The 21397-nt window shown below is 59.4% G+C and carries 17 protein-coding genes; 5 read left to right on the top strand and 12 right to left on the bottom strand.

What is annotated here, in order from left to right; all coding sequences use genetic code 11:
• Positions 1-36: 36 nt before the first annotated feature.
• From OQH67_RS00670 to OQH67_RS00640, 7 genes are all read right to left on the bottom strand, one after another.
• On the bottom strand, positions 37-600 hold the full coding sequence (locus tag OQH67_RS00670) for a NuoI/complex I 23 kDa subunit family protein (RefSeq protein WP_215434984.1): 564 nt from the start codon (positions 598-600) through the stop codon (positions 37-39).
• Between the two features lie 30 nt (positions 601-630).
• On the bottom strand, positions 631-1899 hold the full coding sequence (locus tag OQH67_RS00665) for a complex I subunit 1/NuoH family protein (protein ID WP_215434985.1): 1269 nt from the start codon (positions 1897-1899) through the stop codon (positions 631-633).
• Between the two features lie 35 nt (positions 1900-1934).
• Entirely contained in the window at positions 1935-3671 is a 1737-nt protein-coding gene (locus OQH67_RS00660; protein WP_218957806.1) for an NADH-quinone oxidoreductase subunit G, read from the bottom strand.
• 48 nt (positions 3672-3719) lie between these two features.
• Entirely contained in the window at positions 3720-5120 is a 1401-nt protein-coding gene (nuoF, locus tag OQH67_RS00655; RefSeq protein ID WP_067571645.1) for an NADH-quinone oxidoreductase subunit NuoF, read from the bottom strand.
• Between the two features lie 30 nt (positions 5121-5150).
• Positions 5151-5732 carry an NADH-quinone oxidoreductase subunit NuoE family protein gene (locus OQH67_RS00650; RefSeq protein WP_130083410.1) on the bottom strand — a complete coding sequence of 194 codons (582 nt, stop codon included), beginning with the start codon at positions 5730-5732 and terminating at the stop codon, positions 5151-5153.
• Between the two features lie 48 nt (positions 5733-5780).
• A complete protein-coding gene (nuoD, locus tag OQH67_RS00645) occupies positions 5781-7025 on the bottom strand; it encodes an NADH dehydrogenase (quinone) subunit D (RefSeq protein WP_215434986.1) in 1245 nt (414 codons plus the stop codon).
• A 653-nt stretch (positions 7026-7678) separates the two neighbouring features.
• On the bottom strand, positions 7679-9100 hold the full coding sequence (locus OQH67_RS00640; protein WP_215434987.1) for a polysaccharide deacetylase family protein: 1422 nt from the start codon (positions 9098-9100) through the stop codon (positions 7679-7681).
• Between the two features lie 226 nt (positions 9101-9326).
• Here OQH67_RS00640 and OQH67_RS00635 point away from each other — a divergent pair, with 226 nt between their 5' ends.
• A complete protein-coding gene (locus tag OQH67_RS00635; protein ID WP_067981868.1) occupies positions 9327-10940 on the top strand; it encodes a putative Na+/H+ antiporter in 1614 nt (537 codons plus the stop codon).
• Between the two features lie 23 nt (positions 10941-10963).
• Positions 10964-11566: a riboflavin synthase gene (locus OQH67_RS00630; protein ID WP_215434988.1), complete on the top strand. Its 603-nt coding sequence runs from the start codon at positions 10964-10966 to the stop codon at positions 11564-11566.
• Between the two features lie 28 nt (positions 11567-11594).
• Here the strand turns inward: OQH67_RS00630 and OQH67_RS00625 are convergent, their stop codons facing one another.
• Both OQH67_RS00625 and OQH67_RS00620 read right to left on the bottom strand, forming a co-directional pair.
• Complete coding sequence (locus OQH67_RS00625; RefSeq protein ID WP_215434989.1) at positions 11595-11813, bottom strand: hypothetical protein; 219 nt, start codon at positions 11811-11813, stop codon at positions 11595-11597.
• Between the two features lie 118 nt (positions 11814-11931).
• Positions 11932-12807, bottom strand: a complete 876-nt coding sequence (locus tag OQH67_RS00620) for a 50S ribosomal protein L11 methyltransferase (protein ID WP_215434990.1) — start codon at positions 12805-12807, stop codon at positions 11932-11934.
• Positions 12808-12878: 71 nt separating this feature from the next.
• Between OQH67_RS00620 and OQH67_RS00615 the strand changes: the two genes are divergently transcribed.
• Positions 12879-13268 (top strand): hypothetical protein, encoded by a 390-nt coding sequence (locus OQH67_RS00615; RefSeq protein ID WP_215434991.1) that lies wholly within the window; start codon positions 12879-12881, stop codon positions 13266-13268.
• 403 nt (positions 13269-13671) lie between these two features.
• On the opposite strand, the gene OQH67_RS00610 is transcribed toward OQH67_RS00615, so the two are convergent.
• A complete protein-coding gene (locus tag OQH67_RS00610) occupies positions 13672-15531 on the bottom strand; it encodes a 4-alpha-glucanotransferase (RefSeq protein WP_215434992.1) in 1860 nt (619 codons plus the stop codon).
• A gap of 212 nt (positions 15532-15743) precedes the next feature.
• Between OQH67_RS00610 and OQH67_RS00605 the strand changes: the two genes are divergently transcribed.
• The gene (locus OQH67_RS00605; protein WP_215434993.1) at positions 15744-16361 is read left to right on the top strand and encodes a hypothetical protein; all 618 of its coding nucleotides are present in this window, start codon (positions 15744-15746) and stop codon (positions 16359-16361) included.
• Between the two features lie 134 nt (positions 16362-16495).
• Here OQH67_RS00605 and rimO read toward each other — a convergent pair whose 3' ends face one another.
• Together rimO and OQH67_RS00595 are read right to left on the bottom strand one after the other, a co-directional pair.
• Positions 16496-17854 (bottom strand): 30S ribosomal protein S12 methylthiotransferase RimO, encoded by a 1359-nt coding sequence (rimO, locus tag OQH67_RS00600; RefSeq protein WP_215434994.1) that lies wholly within the window; start codon positions 17852-17854, stop codon positions 16496-16498.
• Positions 17855-17881: 27 nt separating this feature from the next.
• Positions 17882-19318 (bottom strand): NfeD family protein, encoded by a 1437-nt coding sequence (locus OQH67_RS00595; RefSeq protein WP_215434995.1) that lies wholly within the window; start codon positions 19316-19318, stop codon positions 17882-17884.
• A gap of 220 nt (positions 19319-19538) precedes the next feature.
• On the opposite strand from OQH67_RS00595, the gene dnaG reads away from it, so the two are divergent.
• On the top strand, positions 19539-21347 hold the full coding sequence (dnaG, locus tag OQH67_RS00590; protein ID WP_215434996.1) for a DNA primase: 1809 nt from the start codon (positions 19539-19541) through the stop codon (positions 21345-21347).
• Positions 21348-21397 lie beyond the last annotated feature (50 nt).

The following is a 21397-nucleotide window of genomic DNA, read 5'->3' as shown; positions in this document are numbered from 1 at the left end:
AACGTGCAGAATGTGGAGTGAAGAGTTCGGGGTGTGTTATTTGTATTGGTTCCACTTGTTGACCAGCCCCTTGCGGGTGCCGCCCAGTTCGTAGAGCCTGGCCTTGTTGTGGATGGACTGCGTCCGGTCCGTAGGGGTGAGCAGGTAGTCCTGGCTCATGAAGATGGCTTGTTCCGGGCAGGCTTCCTCGCACATGCCGCAGTAGATGCAGCGGAGCATGTCGATCTCGAATTCCTTGGGGGCTTTTTCCACCTTGTCCCAGTCGCCTTCCTTGACGGTGCCGGGCGTGATGGTGATGGCGCGGGCGGGGCAGATGAATTCGCAGAGCTGGCAGGAGACGCAGCGTTCGCGTCCGTCCTCGCCCTTCACCAGCACGGGATAGCCGCGGTAATAGGGAGGCAGGTGCTTGTCCCAGCGGAATTCCGGGTACTGCATGGTGACGCCGATTCCGGAGCCGGCCAGTTCCTTCTTGTTGCGGGACTTGCCCGCCAGAGCCAGGGCCAGGTGCTTGATGGTGATCCACAGACCGCCCAGGATGGATTGCAAGTAGAACCGCTCTCCGAGGGAAATCTTCGGGCGCTTGATCGTTTTGAAGGCCATAATATTTGTGTATCGGGATAAAGGGTTGGTTTACTTGACGAAGTACAGGATGGCGGCCGTGATGAAGATGTTGATGACGGCCAGTTCAAAGAAGACCATCCAGCCGAGCTTCATCACCTGGTCATAGCGGAAGCGGGGCAGCGTCCAGCGCACCCAGACGAAGAAGAAGGCGAAGAAGAGGAGCTTGAGCACGTAGGCGACCAGCTGGCAGAGCACCGCCACCCAGTTGGCGACGTGTTCGTTCAGCCAGCCGTCCAGGCCGAAGCCGATGGACCAGCCGCCTAGGAAGAGCGTGATGACCAGGGAGGAGCCCACCACCATGGCGGCGTATTCGCCCATGAAGAACTGCGCGAACTTCATGGAAGAGTATTCCGTGTGGTAGCCGCCCACGAGGTCCGTCTCGCATTCGGACATGTCGAAGGGGGTGCGGTTGGCTTCCGCGAAGATGGAAGTCAGGAAGATGAGGAAGCTGATGGCCACGGGCACCAGGAGAATCCAGCGCTGCCAGCTCAGGCCCTCTCCCCACACGGGAAGCAGCAGCCAGCCGTTGGCCGCCTGGTATTCCACGATGTTGGACAGGTCCAGCGTGCTGTAAATCATCAGAACGGGGATGATGGACAGCCCCATGCTGATTTCATAGGAGATCATCTGCGCGGAGGAGCGCACGCCGCCCAGGAACGGGAACTTGGAGTTGGAGGACCAGCCCGCCAGCACCAGACCGTACACGGAAAGTGAGGAGATGGCGAACACCCACAGCGGCCCCACGCTCAGGTTGGCCACGGCCATGTTCACATTGCCGTAGGAGGTGTGCAGGTCTCCGGCAAAGGGGATGACGGCGGCCGTCATCAGCGGCGGGGCAAGCACCAGCATCGGGGCGATCCAGAAATAGACGCGGCGCACGAAGGGCGGCGTGAAGTCCTGTTTCAGGAACAGCTTGCCGCCGTCCACCATGGGCTGGACGAGGCCGAAGATGGGAATGTCCCGGTCCAGGCGGAAGAAGCGGCACAGGTTGGCGATCTTGCCGTCGTGAGGCAGGCCGAAGTAGTCCAGCGTCTTCTTGAACGGCAGGTCGGACTTCATGCCGAAGCGGCGGAAGATGCTCAGCGGGATGCCGGCGCGGTTGGGGCCCACGCGGTCCTGGATCCAGGCGGCCACCCGGCGTTCAATGTACACGCAGATCGGAATGAACAGGATGGTGATGGCAAAGCAGATGACGATCTTGATCAGCAGGGTGATGACGTAGAACCAGATGGGGTTGCTGAGCACCTCGTCGCAGAAGGTTAGAATCGAATCAATCATGGCGGATTAACGGGTTGTATGCGTGTGAAGTGTTGTTAGCGGGACTGGTTCCTTTCGCGTTCCACCACGGGAATGGTGACGCCCGTTTCCAGAATGGGCCGGCCGCCGTCTCCGATGGAACCCCAGGTAAGGCCGTTCAGCTCCTCGTATTCGGTGCTCATGACCGTCAGGATATCCAGGGCGGAGGAGAAGTCCTTCAGGGCGGGATTGCCGCCCAGGGCCACGGTGATGTCCCTCAGTATCTGCCAGTCGTCGCGGGAATAGCCCACGGGCCGGATGGCGCGGTTCAGGCGCTGGATGCGGCCCGCCACATTGATCATGGTTCCGAATTTTTCGGCATAGGTGACGCCGGGGAGCACCAGGTCCGCATGGCGGCCCGTTTCATTGGCGCTGTGGGCGATCATGAAGAGGTAATCCAGCTTCTTGAGGTCTTCCGGCGTGAATCCGGCTTCCGGAGCGGTGAGGTCTTCCCCCAGAGCGAGGACGGCCTTGACGGAGCCGTTGCGCACCCCTTCCCGGATGGCGTCCAGTCTGGAACCGGGTTCGATGCCCAGAACCAGCTTCGCGCCGTTCGTGTTCGGGTTGCGGTCCGCGGAAATCAGCATTCCGTCGCTTTCCCCCGTGCGGGGTACGATGTCCATCTTGTCCGTGCCGATCTGGGCGGCCAGGTGGCGCACCATGTAAAGTTCTTCATTGGTCATCCGTCCGGAGGCGATGATCGCGATTTTGTCCGGGGAAATGCGCTTGAAGGCTTCTGCGGCGGAAGCCAGGGCCGGTTCCCAGGTGGCCGGGCGGTGGGGAGCTCCGGCGTCCGTGCGGATCACGGGCTGCGGGATGCGCTGGGGAGAATTGATGTATTTGTAATTCAGTCGGTGGGAGTCCGGCATCCAGCAGGAGTTCACGGCGTCGTTCGGGCGCGGGGTGATGCGGTACACCCGGTCTTCCCTGGTCCACAGGGTGATGTTGGTGCCGGTGCCGCAGTCCACGTCAATGGTCTTGGTCTCCTTCAGGAACCAAACGCGCATCTTGAAGCGGAAGTCCTTGGAGGTCAGGGCGCCCACCGGGCAAAGGTCCACGGTGTTCAGAGAATAGTTGCTGTCCAGTTCCCGGCCGGGATAGACCGTGATGGCGTTGTACGTGCCGCGCTGGGACATCGTGAGCACTTCGTCGTGCATGATGTCGCGCATGAAGCGCACGCAGCGGCCGCAGAGCACGCAGCGTTCCTGGTCCAGGTTGACGCGCGGGCCGATGCTGAGGTTCTTGCCCTTCTTGGTTTTCTTTTCCTCGTAGCGGCCTTCAATCTGGCCGTAGTCGTTGGAGTATTCCTGAAGCTTGCATTCTCCGGCCTGGTCGCAGATGGGGCAGTCCAGCGGATGGCTGGTGAGCAGGAATTCCAGCACGCCGCGGCGCGCTTCGGCCGCCAGCGGGCTGTCCGTGCGTACGCCCATGTTTTCCGCCACCGTGTTCGCGCAGGAGATGATGGGGCGGGGCATCCACTGGATGGGCTGGAAACCCTGTTCGTCGTAGGAGGGAGTCTGCCCCGGAGCCAGCCTGGGAGGCATGCCCTGTTCCACCAGGCACATGCGGCAGGAGCCGACGACGGCCAGCTTGGGATGGTAGCAGAAGCAGGGAATCGGCACGCCCACGGAACGGCAGGCGTCTGCAATCCTGGTGCCGCGCGGGAAACGGTACCACGTGCCGTTGATCTGGACGTTCACCTTGCCTTCCGCGGCAGCGGCGTCTTTGGGGAGTTTGTAAGCTTCTTCGCTCATGATGACGTGATGGGAGGGAATGGAATTGAAACTGGGGACGTGGTGAGGTTACCGGATGAAATAGCGGCGCTGCTCCCTGCCTTCCGCAGAATGGGGCAGGCAGGCGTTGAAAGGATCCGTCAGGGCCACGAATTCCTCCTTGAACTTGGAGACCATGGCCTGGGTGGGCCAGGAGGCGGCTTCCCCAAAGGCGCAGACCGTCTTGCCTTCAATCTGGTTGGCTACCTGGATGAGGAGGTCCACGTCCGAGGGGGCGCCCTTGCCTTCCAGAATGCGCGTGCTGAGCTTCATCATCCACGGGCATCCTTCGCGGCACGGGGTGCACTGGCCGCAGGATTCGTGGGCGTAAAAGCGGTTGATGTTGTTCAGCGCCCAGGGCATGGAGCGGGAGTCGTCCATGACGATGACCGCGCCGGAACCGGACATGGAGCCGTACTGGGCGATGCTGTCCAGGTCCAGCGGGATGTCGAAGAAGGAGATTTTGCCCGTGGTGCCGTCCGGATTCCGGGTCTTGTACTCCACGTCCGTGCGCATGACCTTGGAGGAGGAGCCGCCGGGAATGACAGCCTTGAATTCGCGGCCTTCACGGGGGCCGCCGCAGACGTCGTACAGCAGTTCGCCGAAGGTCATGGAACCGGAAACGATTTCATAATAGCCGGGGCGCCGCACGTCGCCGGAGACGCCGATGATGCGCGTGCCGGGGGAGCGTTTGGCGCCTTCCTGTCCGTAGGCTTCGCCGCCCATGGCGATGACGTGCTTTACCTGACACAGGGATTCCACGTTGTTCACGATGGTGGGGCAACCGTACAGGCCGATGGCGGCCGGAAAGTAGGGGGGCTTGATGCGGGGGTAGGGGCGCACGCCTTCCAGGGAGTTGAGCAGGGCCGTTTCCTCACCGCAGATGTAGGCGCCCGCGCCGCGGTGCAGGTGGATTTCCAGATCGTAGCCGGACCCCAGGATGTTCTTGCCCAGGAAGCCGCGTTCGCGCGCCTCCTGCAGGGCCTTGAGCATGGTTTCCGCGGCAATGGGGAATTCCTCGCGCATGTAGATGTACGCCAGGTGGGCGCCCACCGCGTAGCTGGAAATGACCATCCCCTCAATGAGCTGGTGGGGGTCCTGGTGGACGATGTAGCGGTCCTTGAAGGTGCCGGGTTCGGATTCGTCGCAGTTGCAGACCAGATAGACGGGCTTCGTGTTGTTCGGCGGGATGAAGGTCCACTTCACGCCGGTGGGGAATCCCGCGCCGCCGCGGCCGCGCAGGCCGGATTTCTTCACCTCGTCAATGACGGCCTTCGGCTCCATGCCGAGCGCCTTTTTCAACTCTTCATAGCCGCCGTCGGCCAGGTAGCAGTCAATGGACGTGTTCCACCCTTCGCGGTTGATGTTTTTAAGGATGCGGCGCGTTTCCCTGGGGTGGGGCTCTTTACCGGGAAGATAGGTAATGCTCATGGCGGGTGATCTGGTGCGTGGTGGGGAAAATTAGGCGTTCTGGTATTTGAGGATCACTTCCTCCAGCAGTTCCGGCGTGACTTTTTCATACAGGATGTCGTTGACCATCATGTTGGGGCCGAATCCGCAGTTGGCGAGGCATTCCACGCCCTCCACACTCCACAGGCCCGAGGGGCTGACGCCGATGGGGTGGTGGTGGTCGATGCTGCTCTTGTCGATTCCCAGGCGCGTGCAGATGGTGTTGAAGAGGCTGTCCGCCCCCGCCATGGCGCAGGAAAGCGTGCGGCAGACGCGGATGTGGTTCTTGCCGGGGCAGGTCTGGCGCAGGCCGGGATAGAAAGTGACCACGCCCAGCACGTGGGCAGGGGTGAGTCCCAGCTTTTCCGCCGTCCAGGTGATGGCGTCCGCGCTGATGTAGCCGAATTTCTTTTGAATCTCATGCAGAATGGGGAGAACGGCGGACTGCTGCTTGCCCTCCGGATAATGCGTGATGTATTCGCTTGCGGCGGCATCAAGTTCCGGCGTGGCTTCAAAGGCCGGGTAGAATTGTTCGCCGGGGCTGGGATGATGGGCGATGAGCGCGTCAATGGCGTTTTCAGCGTAATCGGACATGGGGATGGAAATATGTGTTAAGGTTGGCGGAAAAGGTGCGGGTTCGTGTTAGCGGTCGCATTCGCCCATCACGAAGTCAAAGGAGCCGAGAATGGCCGGAACGTCGGAAACCAGGTGCCCCGGCAGAAGCTCCGGCAGGATGGAAAGGTTGCAGAAGGAGGGGGAGCGCATGCGCAGGCGGTTGGGAAGACCGCCGCCCTTGGAATCCAGGAAGAAGCCCAGCTCTCCCTTCGGGTTTTCCGCGGCAAAGTAAACCTGGCCCGCAGGGGCGTTCACGCCCATGGTGGTGGTCATGAACTGGCGGATCAGGGATTCCATGTCCGTCAGCACTTTTTCCTTGGGCGGAAGCGTGCCTTTCTTGTCCACCACGTTGATGGGCCCCTCCGGCATGGTGGCGGCCACCTGGCGGATGATGCGCAAGGACTGGCGCATTTCCTCAATGCGGATGGTGAAACGGTCGTAGCAGTCTCCGTGTTCGCCGATCGGGACATCGAATTCGTACTGTTCGTAGCCCAGGTAGGGATTGGTCTTGCGCAGGTCGCGCTTGACGCCGCTGGCGCGCAGGTTGGCTCCGGTAAGGCCCCAGGAAAGGGCCTTTTCACGGGGAATGATGCCCACGCCCTGGAGGCGGTCGATGAAAATCTTGTTCTTGAGCAGCAGGGCTTCCGTTTCGTCAACGGTCTTTTCCGCCTGGTCGCAGAAGGCGAGCACTTCCTTCAGCATTTGCTGCGGCACGTCGCGCGTCTGGCCGCCGATGCGGGTGTAGGAGGACGTGAAGCGCGCGCCCGTAAGCTGTTCGTAAAAGTTGTGGATTTTTTCGCGTTCCTCATAGCAGTACAGGAACACGGTCATGGCGCCTACGTCCATGGCGTACACGCCCACTCCCAGAATGTGGGAGGAAAAACGGGAAAGCTCCAGGGCGAGCACGCGCAGGGCCTGGCCGCGGGGCGGAAGTTCCCAGCCCATCAGCTTTTCCACGGCGCAGGCGTAGGCGATGTTGTTGGAGAGGGGGGCCAGGTAGTCAAAACGGTCGGTGTAGGGGACGAACTGGTTGTACTGGATCGTCTCCCCGATCTTCTCCATGCCGCGGTGCAGGTGGCCCACTACGGGATCACAGCTGATGATTTCTTCGCCGTCAAGCTCCAGAACCAGGCGGAGCACGCCGTGGGTGGCGGGGTGGGAGGGGCCCACGTTCAGGGTCATCGTTTCTCCGAGCGGTTCGGATGTATTGGTGAGATAATCGGCGTTGGCGGCTGTATCTGCAACGGTGAAGGTTTTGGTGCTCGTGTTCATGGAATGTCCTGCCTGGCTGAACCTGATAATGGTGCCGGATGATTATGCCACTTCGCACCCTTCGGGCAAGCCAAATGTAAGATTTCTTGGTCTTTTCGTCATGCCTTTTTACCTAATATAGAATTAGTTTAAACTAACACAAGGGAAGGAGCAACGGGATGGCGCCGGGGAGCGGAAGAGTAATGGCCCGACAGGGAGGGGAGGATGGGAAATCAGGAATGTCCTTGCGGCATGGAGCGGTTCCTTTCCGGCGGGAAAGGGAGCAAGCCTCCGATGAATCGACAAATCCATCCCGTTTTTTACAAATCCGTTGCAAGGTCGCCGTTTTTCGGAAGGAAAGAGGTACTTCTTCCTTTGCAAGAAATTGAGCGTCAAAGGGAGAAAGATAAATTTTCTCTTTGCAGGTCCTTGCCAGTTTTGGGACCTGGAAAGGAGATGTCTTCCGTTTCCGGAAAGCCGGGATTTCTCCGGTAGGGCGGACCAAAAGCCGTGCGGGAGGGAGGCCTTGTCGGCAGTCGGGAACGGCTTTTCTTTTCCAGACTCTCTCCGTTGGCGTGAATCCGGAACGTTAATCGGCAAAGGAGGCGGCCTTCAACCTTTTCTCCGGCGGGGTAGCGTTGCCTTTCCGGCGGACACGCCGTGAGCGGAGTCTGTCATTTGACGAGGTTTCCGGGAATGAAATGCATTTCCTGCTCCGCAATCCCGAATTGCCAGGTGGCCGTTTGCCAGATGTTGCCGCCGGGAACCTTCCACCGTACCTGGACGGTGACCGGGCTGATGCGCAGGGGACGGGAGGGTGCCCATTTCAGGACTTTTTCCCTGGCGTCATACTTGGCATTTACCAGGCCGAAACCGGAGACGCGCATCTCCATGTCCTTGGGATTGAGCTGCGGTTCCCGTGCAAGGGAAATGGAAATGTCCGGATTCTGGTTGCGGACCACGGTGTTGGCTGCCGGGAAGACGGGCTGGGCGGGAGCCGGATAGGACCCCAGCCCCTGTTCATGGCCTGCGGGAGCGGGGGAGGGCGTCTCCGGCGCGCTGGGAGTATTGAAATTCACGGCTCTGGTGAACGTCTTGGGATCCTTGCCGAACACCATGTAACGGTGAATTCTCCAGCGGTCCGTATCCTTGGTCACTTTTCTGGGAATGACGGTAAACGCCGCCCGGAAGCCGGCTTCCTCCGCCTTGGTGATCATCTCCGGCAGGACGAAACCGCCCGGGTAGCAATAGGCTTCCACGTCGGAACCGGGGAATCTCTCCTGGAGAATTTTCCTGGATTCCCCTATTTCCTTGGCGGCCAGGTCCAGGACGGCCTGCGTGCCCTTTCTCTGGGCTGCGCGCCAGGACCTGGGGTACAGGTGGCTGACGGAATGGCTGCCCAGAGTGGCTCCGTTGTTCAGCATTTCCTGAATCTGCTCCCGGCTCATGGCGGACCCGCGGCCTGTGATGAACTTGGTGTAGGGGAAAACGGTGAAGGGAATTTTCATTTCCCGGAGAATGGGGTAGGCGTCCGTGTAAACGCTCTTCCAGCCGTCGTCAATGGTGATCAGGACGCACTTGGCGGGCAGTTGCTTGTCGCCCAGTTTCCAGTCCAGGAAATCTTTCATGGTGATGATGGGCACGCCTGCGGTTTTCAGCGCCTGCATCTGGGCCCGGAACGTGTCCGTATTCATGCGCATCTCCGTGGCGGGCAGCGTGCGGCTGAAATCATGGTAGCCCAGGATGGCCACCCGTGTTTCATGCTGAGGGACGGGAACGGGAGAAAAGGCGGAGGGCGGAATGGAAGGGGTGGCCTGGGATGGGAGCTGGAGGTGCGTCTCGCCGGGAATGGGTTCCGCATTCGGGATGGATTCGTCCGGCGCGGACGGAGCCGCCGTTTCTCCGGGGATGGGCTCGGCCATGGGAATATCTTCATCCCTGCGGTTGGCTTCAATCAGTTCCCGGACGGGCACGATGCCTGCTGCGGGGTCCCCCTTGATGGTGCCGCCCGTCACTGGTCCGGGTGCGAGCGGCAGGGGTGTCATGGGAGGCAGTTCGGGCGGAAGCTCCGCACAGGCGACACCGGCTGAGATCATGAGAACGGAAAGAAAACCAAGGGCGGAGCGCATATCTGCAACTACTATTTTTGAGAGTCCTGTTCAATCTTAAACTCCGGCAGGCATGACAGCCGTTCCTTTTCGTTTCACTGCCCGTTCTCTCTCTGCGGATTTTTCCGTTTTCCGTGCATGCTCTCCTTAAAAAGCGTGCAGACTCATTTTCCGCTCGCTCAAAAAAGTGGACATGTTTAGTCTGTGCGCAGACATGAGCAGCATTTGTCATTTTACCAAAGCTCTGACACTCCGTTTTGGTCGGCTTGCCGCAGTGGCGGCAGCCGTCTTTTTCATGGCCGCCGGAGCGGGAGAGGCTGCCGTGCGTGCGGCGGAGCCCGCCTATCCCGCCACGGAAATTGGAGGAGAATCCCAATACAGCCATTTCCCGATTCCGCTCAGCCAGTACAAGCAGCTGCCCCCGGACGCCAGCCTGTCCCAGGTGCTCAGCGAACGCAACGAACAGTCCGGCGGCTTCAACCTGGCCGTGACGCTGGTATTCCTGGGCGCCATCATACATACGTTCCTGGCGGGGCGCTTTGAACGCTACTCCCACAAGCTGGCTCTGCGCTACAAGGAAAAGCTGAAGGAATCCAACTTCCGCGTGATGCATCCGGAAGAACGGCTGCCGGTCTCCTTTGCCTCCGCCATCTTTCATTTCCTGGGGGAAGTGGAAGCCGTGTTCGGCATTTGGATCATCCCCTTCATGTTCGTGTGCTGGAAATACTATTCCTTTGAAGACTTTTCAGCCTACTTGAATTACGACTGCTCGTTCACGGAGCCCATGTTTGTGATGATCATCATGATCATCGCTTCCTCCCGCCCCATCTTCAAGCTGGCGGAATCCGTAGTCAACTGCGGCGCCAGACTGGGGAAGGCCACTCCAGGCGCCTGGTGGATTTCCGTCATGTGTCTGGCCCCGCTACTGGGTTCCCTGATTACGGAACCGGCCGCCATGACGATCGGCGCGCTGATCCTGAGCAAGAAATTCTATGACCTCAAGCCCAAGCGCTCCCTGATGTACGCCACGCTGGGCCTGCTGTTCGTGAACATCTCCATCGGCGGAACCCTGACTCACTTTGCCGCCCCTCCCGTCGTGATGGTTGCGGAAAAATGGGACTGGGGCCTGGCGCACATGATCCAGCATTTCGGCTGGAAAGCCGTGTGCGCCATCATCATATCCAACCTGATCTATTTCCTGATGTTCCGCAAGGAATTTGCCCGTCTGGCCACCCAGCAGCGCGAATTCAGCGAGTTTGACGATGCCATCCCCCAGTCCTGGGAAGACCGCAACGATCGGATTCCCGTGTGGGTGACGCTGGCGCACGTGTGCTTCCTGACCTGGACGGTGCTTTTCTCCCATGAACCGGTGATGTTCATCGGCAGTTTCCTCTTCTTCATCGGCTTTACGGTTGCCACGCCGCAGTACCAGAACCAGATGTCCCTGCGCGTTCCGATGATGGTGGGCTTCTTCCTGGCCGGGCTGGTGATTCTGGGCGGCGTGCAGGCCTGGTGGCTGGAACCGGTGCTGACGCGCCTGGGGGACTACGCCATGATCGGCGCCACCCTGCTGACGGCGTTCAACGACAATGCCGCCGTCACCTTCCTGGCTTCCACCGTTCCCAACCTGCCGGAGGCCGTCAAATATTCCGTGGTGGCCGGCGCTGTGACGGGCGGCGGCCTGACGGTGATCGCCAACGCCCCCAACCCGGCGGGGCAGGCCATTCTGGGCAAATACTTCAAGGGAATCAATCCCCTGTGGCTGTTCACGTGGGCGGCCCTCCCCACGGCGATCGTGTTCATCTTCTTCACCTGTTTCGGCCATTGAACGCCGAATCCTGATTGACTCTTATGTTTACCGGACTTGTTGAAACAACTGGAACCGTGGTGGGGTTCACCCCCATTGACGGCGGAGCCAGGCTGACGCTGGACATTCCTTTCGGCAGCGAACTCTCCCTGGGAGATTCCGTGGCCGTGAACGGATGCTGCCTGACGGTGGATGCCCTGGATGGGAACCGCGTTTCCTTCGACCTGCTTTCCCAGACCATCCGGGTGACCAGCTTAGGGAATCTGAAACCCGGCAGCCTGGTGAATCTGGAACGCGCCATGTCCGCCATGGACCGTTTCGGCGGCCACTTTGTGATGGGGCACGTGGACAACACCGGAACGATCGCGGCGCTGGAACCCGTGGGGCAGGATCACAGGCTGGAAGTGCGCATCCCCGATGAACTGGCCCGCTACTGTATCGACAAGGGCTCCATCACCATTGACGGCATTTCCCTGACGATTGCCAATCTCAACGGAACCTTGCTGGAATTCTGGATTACCCCTCATACCTTCGGCCGTACCAATCTTCAGGACGCCGCTGTAGGACAGCCCGTAAACCTGGAAGTGGACATGCTGGCCAAATACGTGGAAAAGCTGTTCACGGCCCGTGAAAGCGCAGGCATTTGATGTCCCCAAATGGTGAACTGTTCCCTGTTTATACAAGCCAGTAGGTGATCATGGGCAGAATAATACTGGCGGCGATCAGCGTATTGACGATGAGCAGCAGCAGGTAAAAGACGCCTATGGTCTTATTCATCTTCCCGTTCCAGTAACTCCGGAAATGGTACAGGGCATGGAAATACAGCAGGAAATTGATGGTCATGTAGGAATATTCCGCGATTCGGCTCATGAAGCCGGCCAGATACAGTCCCATGATCAGGGCCGCCAGCGGATAGCCCAGAAGGCTTAATACCCAGGCTCCCGTGAGCAGGTTTTTCCAGTCGTCGCTGTTTTTTCTCCCGTCGTTTTCTTTTATGGCCGTGTCCGCGGGATTATACGCGGGCCGTTGATGCCCTCAGTCCTCCTTTGGCCGTCACCCATTTCCCCCGTTTGATTACTTTGTCAAACGTGAGTCCGCGGCGTTCCGCGGACGCCTTCGTTTCCTCCCACTGGGAGGCTAGAATACCGGAAATGACCAGCACGGCATTTTGCTTCATGGCTGTGATGATGCGCGGAAAAGCCTTCTGCAGAATGGTGGAAAACAGGTTGGCGACAACCAGGTCGCCCTTTTGCCCGGCCGTGGGAGTCCATTCAAACACGTCCCCCACAAACAAATCCAGCCGGGTATCGGTAATGCCGTTGCGTTCCATGTTGTACCGGGCCACTTCAATGGCCATCGGGTCGAAGTCGAAGGCGGCGGCGCGGGCCGCCCCCAGTTCCAGCGCGGCCATGGCCAGCACGGCGGTGCCGCAGCCGATGTCCGTCATGCTCCAGTCCGTTCCCTTGCGGGACTTGGCAAAGTCGCAGATGAAGCGCAGGCAGGCGGATGTGGTGGCATGGTCTCCGGTGCCGAAGGCCATTTCCGCCGGGACGCTCAGGATGCGGCGTTTGGGAAACTGCTGTTGCAGGGCTTTCAGCTTTTCGGCATCCGTTTGTTCCGTGATGAGCAGGGAATCCCTGATTTTCAGGGGAGGGCGCGGCTCCCTGTTTTGCGCCGCTACCCAGTCCTGTGTCTTGACTTCCCGGACGGACCCTCCGAAATGTTCTTTCAATATAAGGGCATCTTGTTCCGTATCGCAGTAAACGACAATTCTGATAGTTTTGCCCCCCTTGATTTGCGTAATGACGGCATTCGGATTTCCGGCAATGCGTTCGCTCCAGGCGTCTTCCCATTTGGCGGCGGACAATTTGTTCCAGCTCCAGCTCATGGTGTGAGTATGAAGACTTTTTTCTTTGGAGGCAAGAATGGATGCGGAAAGGGAAGCTGCTTGGAATTATTTTGATGAAGGCTCTCCGCATTCGGACAGGAAAGTATGATGAAGAGTCCGGTATTTTTCCTGGATTTCCTACAGAAGAAACTGCAGTTCAAAACATGATTTCTATTATGGAGCTTCATTGGCGGATTTGGAATCCGGAGTCAAGCTACGATTCTGAAGAAAAATCATTTGGACAAATTCTTCCTTGTTTTCCTCCATGCCGAATGCCCGGAAATGGCGGCATTCCGGCTTTGGCAGTGGAAACATTTCCGAAGCACAGGGAAGGGAAAATGCTCCTTCGTTTTTTGCTGTCCGGGACTTTGCAAGGAGCTGATTTATTTGGTCTCATGCATTTATGGCACTTCTGCAGGGACGGAAGGTGTATGCCGGACCATGGAAGCCTGAAACTCTGATTCACCGGTACACCTGCCTGTTTCTCCCCTTGAGAAATGCGTTTCGGATTCCAAATCCGTTAAAGATCGCCCGTACGGTATTGATGTACTTTTGTTTATTCTAACGAGATCCAAAATAATGATAAAAATATTATTGATAAGCGCCCGCAGATTGATGTTCGGTTCCGCGTCCTCAGCCTCTCTTGCCTGGAATGGCGGGAAATCCTGTGTTTGGGTGAGCCGGAAACCTGATTAATACAGGGACGGGCGACGTCCTGTCCTTCCTGCTTTCCGGAATCTGGCACAGCCTCTCCTAGCCTGCCGGGGCAGGCTTTCCTGGCGTTCCGGCTCAGAAGAGGACGAGCCCGCATCCTTTTTGCGTGCCGGGCGGAGCATATTTTCCGGGGTTTTTCCCGGCGTCCCGTTAAAGCGATTTGCCGTTGGGCCACATCAGCATCCGTTTCAGGAAGCGTTCGTTGTTCACGGTCACCTTCGGGAAAATGCGCTTGCTGGATGCCTTGAGTGCGTTGATGGCGTCTTCCCCCTGGAGCGGCGTGCGGTCGGAATCGTCAATGATGGAGCGCAGCCATGCGGTCTGCGGCATGGAACAGGCTTCCACGGCCTTGAAGGGCATGCGTTCCCTCCAGTTGGTGCCTCCGGTGGTGCCGGGAATGTTCAGGCGCTTGTTGATATCGAACAGGGCGGGCCAGAGAATGGCGGAATAACGGGATTTGGAGCGGAACAGGGCACGGTACATGGCCGTCTTGATCTCCAGATTCCAGTAGGACATCCAGGTTTCCGGCTGCATGCCGCAGTAGTCGGCAAACCATTTCAGCAGGCGCGCGCCGTCTTCCGCTTCCTTGATGATGTGTTCCTGTTCCGGATTGGCGGGAGTTTTGGGAACGCCCCCCATCCACAGATTCAGCTTGCGGGCGCGTTCGATCTTGGCATAGCTGTCGTTCCACGTCTGCATGAGCGTTTCAAAATCATGCGTGCCGAATGCGGCGAAAGAGCATTCGTGATATTCCTTGCCCAGGATAATGGAGCCGTCCGGCTTGATTTCCCAATGGGGAATCTTGAAGCCGGGAATGTCAAGCTGGCGCATGTTCGGGCGCACATAGTCCGGCACGCAGCCCAGGTCTTCTCCCACCACGCTGACGCCGGGGGCGGCGGACAACACAAGGCGCAGGTACAAGTCTCCATCCGCCAGATTCATGTTGCGCTCCCACGCCTGGTCGTCGCCGCGCGGCTTGAAGGCGGGCAGGCGGCCTCCGGTTCTTTCGGCGGCCTGCTCCTGTGTCAGGGGCAGGAAAACGTCGTTCTCCGTGGGTTTCCATGGGAAGGCGTAAATGCGGTAAAAGCCCAGGATGTGGTCGATCCTGTACATGCTGAAAATCTTGGTGCAGTACTTCACCCTGCGGCGCCACCAGGCGAAATTGTCCTGGGCCATCACGTCCCACTTGTACAGGGGAATGCCCCAGTTCTGGCCCCATTTGGCCGTAAACGGGTCCGCGGCATAATTGCCTTCCGCCGGAGCGCCGCCGCACCAGTCCGTGTTGAACAGATGGCGCTCAAAGAAAACGTCGGAACTGGACAGGGAAACGCCGATGGGAATATCCCCCATCAGCTTCACGTTGCGTTCGTCCGCATAAATTCGGATGAATTCCCACTGCTTCTCGCAGAGCCATTGAAGCCAGCGGGAGAAATCCTTCTCTTCCTCGTAGTCGGAGGCAATGGCCTTGGCGCGCGCCGGGTCCTGTTCCGGCCAGTGCCACCAGATCGCCGTGCCGAACAGGTCGCAGAGCACCTGGAAGCATACGAAGTCTTCCAGCCAGCTTCCCTGTTCCTTCACCCATTCCCGGAACTTGGGCATGATGCCCGCATATTCCGGCTTGGTCCGGAAATTGTGCCACGCGCCGCGCAGATTCCACATCTTCCAGGAGCGGACCTTGGGGTAGTCCACCAGGTCCGGGCCGGAAGGCTGTTCCCAGGGCGGCGTGTCTTCCGTCTCGTTAAAGACGCGTTCCTCCAGGCCGGGTACGGTCCAGGGTTCCAGGGAAAGGTACAGGGGTTCCAGCGCAATGGAACTGATGGCGGAATAGGGGGAGGGGCATTCGTCCCGGCCCAAGGCATTGACGGGCAGCAACTGAAGAAATCCCACATGAGCGTCTGCCGCCCAGTCTATCCACTGGCGCAGGGCCGTCAGATCCCCGATGCCGTGGTCATTATTGCGGCGCAGGGAAAACAAAGGCAGAACGACGCCGGCTAGTCTCTTTTCATCCATAGCAGATTTTCTGGTGCGAGCCCTCATCCGCCGTGGAACATGGTTCGGAGACAGGCTGGAAAAGAAAGTAGCATTCCAAAGGGGAAAGCGGCAAGTCTAATGCGCATGCATACGCCCTGATGTGTGGCAGTGCCATGAGCCGCTTATGAAGGAGGGTGGAACATGAAATTTCTGCTTTCCTAGGAAGGGGACTGTGATTATGATGCGGGACAATGAAACTTGCATTGCTTCCTTCCGCTCTGTTGCTGGTGCTGGCATCCTGCAGTACGAACAAGCACGTGAATCCGTGGGAACGCCAGAGTTCCGCCCTTGACCCGGTAGGCATCACATCCAAGAAAATGGCGGCGAAGGCCAATGCGGAACAGGCTGTTTACAAGCCGGGGGATTCCGTCACCTTCAAGAAGGAAAAACTGGTGGTATTTGAGCAGAATCCCGAGAACAGCTTCTCCACCAGCGGGAAAGTCATGAGCGGGTCCGGTTCCGCGAAAGTGCTTGTCTGCGGTGAACTGTTCGCCAAGGTGGAATTTGAGGACGGGCGGCAGGGGTATGTAAGTCTTTCGGAAATCGTCAATCCGCAGGAAGCCATGGGATTCTTCCCCGTTTCCGGTACCGATATGTTCGGCCAGGACGGCGGTCTGCTGCCGCTGCCCGCCAATATGGGCGCCGTCAGCCCGGAAGCCGCAGCCGCTTCCCGGGAACTGGATTTGAATACTTCCCTGGTCCCCGTCCAGCCGGGAAATTCCGGTTCTCCGGCTCCCTCCGTCATTCCCCGCCCGTCGCCCGCACCTGTGGAAAACATGCCGCTGCCCGAATCCAGCGTGAAGCAGTGACGCGCCTTTGGGGCAGAGATGGAGCATTCAGGGGCTGACTGCTGAAGATTGTGGAAAGCCGTGGTATTTGGAAAAAGCGGCTTTCGGCCTTTAGTATTTAATCTTCAGTATTTGAATCTAGCCGTCTTGTACGGTTATTTCGCCGTCAGCTCATAGGCCGCGGCATCCGTCACCGTGACCGTTGCAAATTCGCCCACGGGCAGCGTGAGAGGAACGGAAACGGTCCCGTCAATGTCCGGGGCGTCCCACTCCGTTCTGGCCGTGCCGGGAGCATCTACCAAAACCCGGATTTGCTGGCCGATCTGCTTTTGGCCGATCTCCGAAGCAATGCGCGTGAGAAGCATGGTCGCCTCATTGTAGCGGCGCGCCTTCGTGCGGTAGTGGACTTGGTCTGGCATGTTGTAGGCCCTGGTTCCCTCTTCCCGTGAAAAGGTGAAAATGCCGGCGCGTTCAAAGCGGAATTCCTCGATGAACTCCATCAGTTCCTGATGGTCGTCTTCCGTCTCTCCGGGGAAGCCGGTGATGAACGTCGTGCGGATGGCGATGCCGGGCACGGCCTTCCGGATGCCCCTGAGAAGGTTGCGGATGTAGTCCCCGTCCGTCACGCGCTGCATGGCGTTGAGCATGTTGTCGGAAATATGCTGAAGGGGAATGTCCACGTACCGCGCCACCTTCGGGCTTTCCGCGATGGCGGCTGTCAGTTCGTCGCTCCAGTGGGCGGGGTGGGTGTAAAGCAGGCGGATCCAGAATTCCCCTTCAATCGCATTCAGGGCGCGGATCAGGGAGGCCAGGGATTCCCCGCGGGAGGAATCCACCGCGCTGCGGCGGTTCGGGCGCGCGTCCGTCCACTTGTCCATGCCGTAATAGGTGATATCCTGGGCAATAAGGTTGATTTCCTTCACGCCGGCCCTGACCAGGGCTTCCGCCTCGCGCACCACGTCCTCCTGGGAGCGGCTGCGGTGGCGTCCGCGGATCATCGGAATGATGCAGTAGGCGCATCCGTGGTTGCAGCCCTCCGCTATCTTGATGTAGGCGGTGTGGGGAGGTGTCAGGCGGTAGCGCGGCGTTTCCCAGTCCGGAACGTACTTGCATTTGCCTTCCACGAAATTCTTGTTCCGCACGGTCCGGTTCATCACTTCCATGATGATCTCCGGCAGGCGGGTGATCTGGTCCGGGCCGATGAAGGCGTCCACCTCCGGCAGCAGGGCGGGAAGTTCCTTGTGGAAACGCTGGGACAGGCATCCCGCCACAATCAGCTTCTGGTTTTCCGGATAGGTTCCGCTTTCCCTGGCGCGCACCACATCCAGAATGGCGTCTATGGCTTCCTGCTTGGCTTGGTCGATGAACGCGCAGGTATTGACCACCATCACGTCCGCCAGTTCCGCGTCCGGCGTCATCGTCATGCCCGCCTTCTGCAGGTGACCGATCATGATTTCGGAATCGATCAAATTCTTGGGACAACCCAGGGAAATGAGTCCAACGGTGAGAGACATGGCAGTAGTGGAAAAGAGTGATGCGGATTATTCCCCGGCGGGGGATTCGTCCCTGACGACGACGAGGTCGAACGGACGTATGTCCACGACGCGCACAGGGGTACCCTTAATCAGTATGCCTTGTCGAGAGAAAACCTCGCATATTTCGCCATTGATCATGGCCTTGCCGTTGGGCTTCAGTTCCGTGACGGCGTTTCCCCGGTCTCCGACCTGGACGCGCGTGATGCTCACGGCCTCCCCGGCGGGGCCGCCGCTTACGGTGGCGTTGGTCACGCGGCGCATCAGCACGGAATCAGGCAGGTACTTCATCAGGATGGTGATGACAATGGCGCCGCCCGTCAAGCCCAGCACCAGCTTCAGCAGGGGAACGCCCAGGACCAGGGCGACGGTGTTGAAGTCTTCCCACTGGCCTCCGCGGATGACGTTGTCCCATTCCCAGGAACTGATCATGCCGCCGAACAGGGCCAGGAAGATGCAGATGCCGCCCGCAATGGCGGCGATGAACGTGCCGGGAATGACGAAAAACTCCACACACAGCAGAATGACCCCCAGCACGAGCAGGGCGGCCGTTTCATATCCGGCCAGGTTCCCGGCGATGTTGTTGCCGAAAAAGAACAGGGCGAACGCGGCAATGGCCACGATGCCCCCGATACCGAATCCCGGCGTCTTGAACTCCATGTAAATGCCGCCGATGCCCAGCAGAATCAGGAGGGGGGAGGCCCACGCAATCCACAGGCCGATCTTTTCAAAGGCGGTAGGCACTGCCGTGACCACGGGGGCATCCACTTTCTCCTGCGCCAGCAGGTCCGCCACGGAGGTGGCCGTTCCCTGGGCCAGCAGGGGCTTTCCGTCATCCAGCCGGGTGGTGGCCTCCTTGCCCGTCAGGGTCAGCAGGGCTCCCTTTTCCAGCTTGACGGGGCCGAACTCCTGCACCTCTTCGGACGGAATCATCATGGCCTTGATCACTTCCGGGCGGTATCCCTTCTCCGTCACTACGGAACGCGTGAAGGCCCAGAAGGCGCTCTCCGCCTTCTTGCGCATCACGGGGTCCATCTCCTCCCCGGAGGAAGTGATGATGCCCGCCGCCCCGATGGAGGAAACGGGAGCCATGTAAATCTTGTCGCACGCCGCGGAAATGAGGGCCCCCGCGGACATTGCCTTGGGGTTCACGTAGGCATAAGTGGGGATGGTCAGCGGCTGGATGCTCTTCATCATCATCTCGCTGGTTTCCCAGGCCAGGCCGCCCGGCGTGTTCATCTCAAACACCACGGCGCGGGCCTGTTCCTTCTGCGCCCGTTCCAGAATGCGGTTCATGAAGCCGAAGCTTTGCTTGCTGGTCAGGGCGTCCTCCCCCACGGGAATGAGGACAACCTTGTCGCGGAAAGATTCTTCCGCGGCCGCCCGGAACGGAGCGCCCGCAAACAAAGCCAGAAAAGCCAGCAACAGGAGGTGGATGTGCTTCATGGTAAAATGCTATCACGGCGGGTCTTTTTTCTCAATGGGGAAATGCATCCTCCCTGCCATGATGGCTGCGTTGGAAATGGCGGCTTCCGGAAACCGGGTGAGGGTCCGGTTTTAAAGGGACGCAGTCTGAAGCTTGGGATGATTCAAGCGCCTGATGGAAGGAGCTTCTCTTCTGTCTCCTTGTATCAAGCCGGTTCTTGTGATAGTCTGGGCGGGCCGTATGGGAAGGATTGATGAAGACAGCATCAGGCGCGTTCTGGAAGCCACTGACATTGTGGATGTGGTAGGCTCCTATCTGTCCCTGAAGCGCGCCGGGTCCCGCTGGAAGGCGTGCTGTCCGTTCCATAATGAAAAAACGCCGTCCTTCATCGTGGACCAGACCAGGCAGAACTTCAAATGCTTCGGCTGCGGGGAAGGGGGGTCCGCGATCACCTTCGTGATGAAGATGGAAAACCTGGGCTTTGCAGACACTGTCCGGCGTCTGGCGGAAAAGGCTGGCATCACCCTGGTGGAGGAAGTGTACGACGCCGCTGAGGAAAAACGCCGCAAGGCGCGCACGGCTTTGCTGGTAGCCCACAAAAAGGCGGCGGATTTTTTTCACAAGCTGCTCCTGCGCTCCCCAAAAGCGGCGGAAGCCAGGGCCTACCTGAATTCCCGCGGCTACGGCGCGGAGATGGCCAAACGCTGGCAGGTGGGCTGGGCCCCGGATTCCTCCCGCGAGTTCCTGGCATGGGCGAGGAAGGAAGGAATTACGGACCAGGTGCTGATTGACTCCGGCCTTGCCAACCGGGGGGAACGCGGGGATATCTACGCCCGTTTCCGGGACAGGCTCATGTTCCCCATCAACAACGTGTACGGAGAGTGCGTGGCCTTTTCCGGCCGCATCCTGCGGCCCCAGGAGAATGCAGGCAAATACGTCAACTCCCCTGAAACGGCCATCTTTAAGAAAGGGGACGTCGTGTTCGCTCTGGACAAGGCCCGCGGTCCGATGGGCAAAAGCGGAAAGGCCCTCCTGTGCGAAGGGCAGATCGACGTCATCGCCTGCCATGAAGCCGGGCTGTCTTTTGCCGTCGCTCCGCTGGGAACGGCATTTACGCCGGAGCATGCCCGGACGCTTTCCCGTTATGCGTCCCAAATTGTGCTGTGTTTTGACGCGGACAAGGCGGGAATGGCTGCGGCGGACCGCGCTTTCCGGGAACTGGCCCCTCTGGGCAAGGATGTTTATCTGGTGAACCTGCCGCCGGGAGACGACCCGGATTCCTTCATGAAGAGGGAAGGGCGGGAATCTTTCACGGCGATGGTGGAACAGGCCAGGCCCTTCTTCGAGGTGCGCGTGGAGCGTGCCAAAAGCCAGGGCCTGCTGGAAGACGCAGGAGCCAGCGCCTCCTTTGCACGGGACATGACGGCCCTGCTGGCCTGCATGAGCGATCCGGTGGCCCGTGACCTGGCCACGACGGACCTCGCCACGCGGATGCGCATGACCATCGGCAATTTGCGCAGCGCCGTGAAGACGGCCGGACGCCGCAAGGAGCGCGAACAAGTGCGTGCCGCGGACCGGGCCGGGGAAGCTGCCGGAAATGCGCCGGAAGAACTGCCGCCCGTAAAGATGAACCGCGCCGTGGCCGTTTTATGCGAACTGGCCCTGCAGAATGCGCAGGCGCAGGAGCTGATCGTGGACCGCATTGAAGAATTGCTGGAGCCGATGCGCCTGCTGCCGGGCGGGGGCATCCTGAAAAAAATCCTGGCCCGCATGCCGAAACCGGACAATCCGGCCTCCATCCACGCGTTTCTGGAATCCCTGCCTCAGCCGGAGAAGGACGCCCTGGCCATGCTCAGTCTGGACCCCATCCCCATTGCGGACGTAAGCCGGTGCGTGCAGGAGGCCTGTTCCGGCATCGCAAAGGCGGCACTGGAAAAGCACATTGCCTCCCTGATGGCGGAAATTGCGGACCCCTCCACGGATGCTGCAAGAAGGGTGGAATTATCGAAACTTAGTGTTGACTTGAAACGTCTTTTGGGTACAATGTAACGCCTCGATACCTGCGGGTGTTGATATAATGGTGAATTGTGCCCTCTTCC

The organism is Akkermansia biwaensis, from assembly GCF_026072915.1.
GTDB classification, from domain to species: domain Bacteria; phylum Verrucomicrobiota; class Verrucomicrobiia; order Verrucomicrobiales; family Akkermansiaceae; genus Akkermansia; species Akkermansia biwaensis.
The sequence above is the reverse complement of the archived record's forward strand: the minus strand, read 5'-3'. Positions and strand labels throughout refer to the sequence as shown.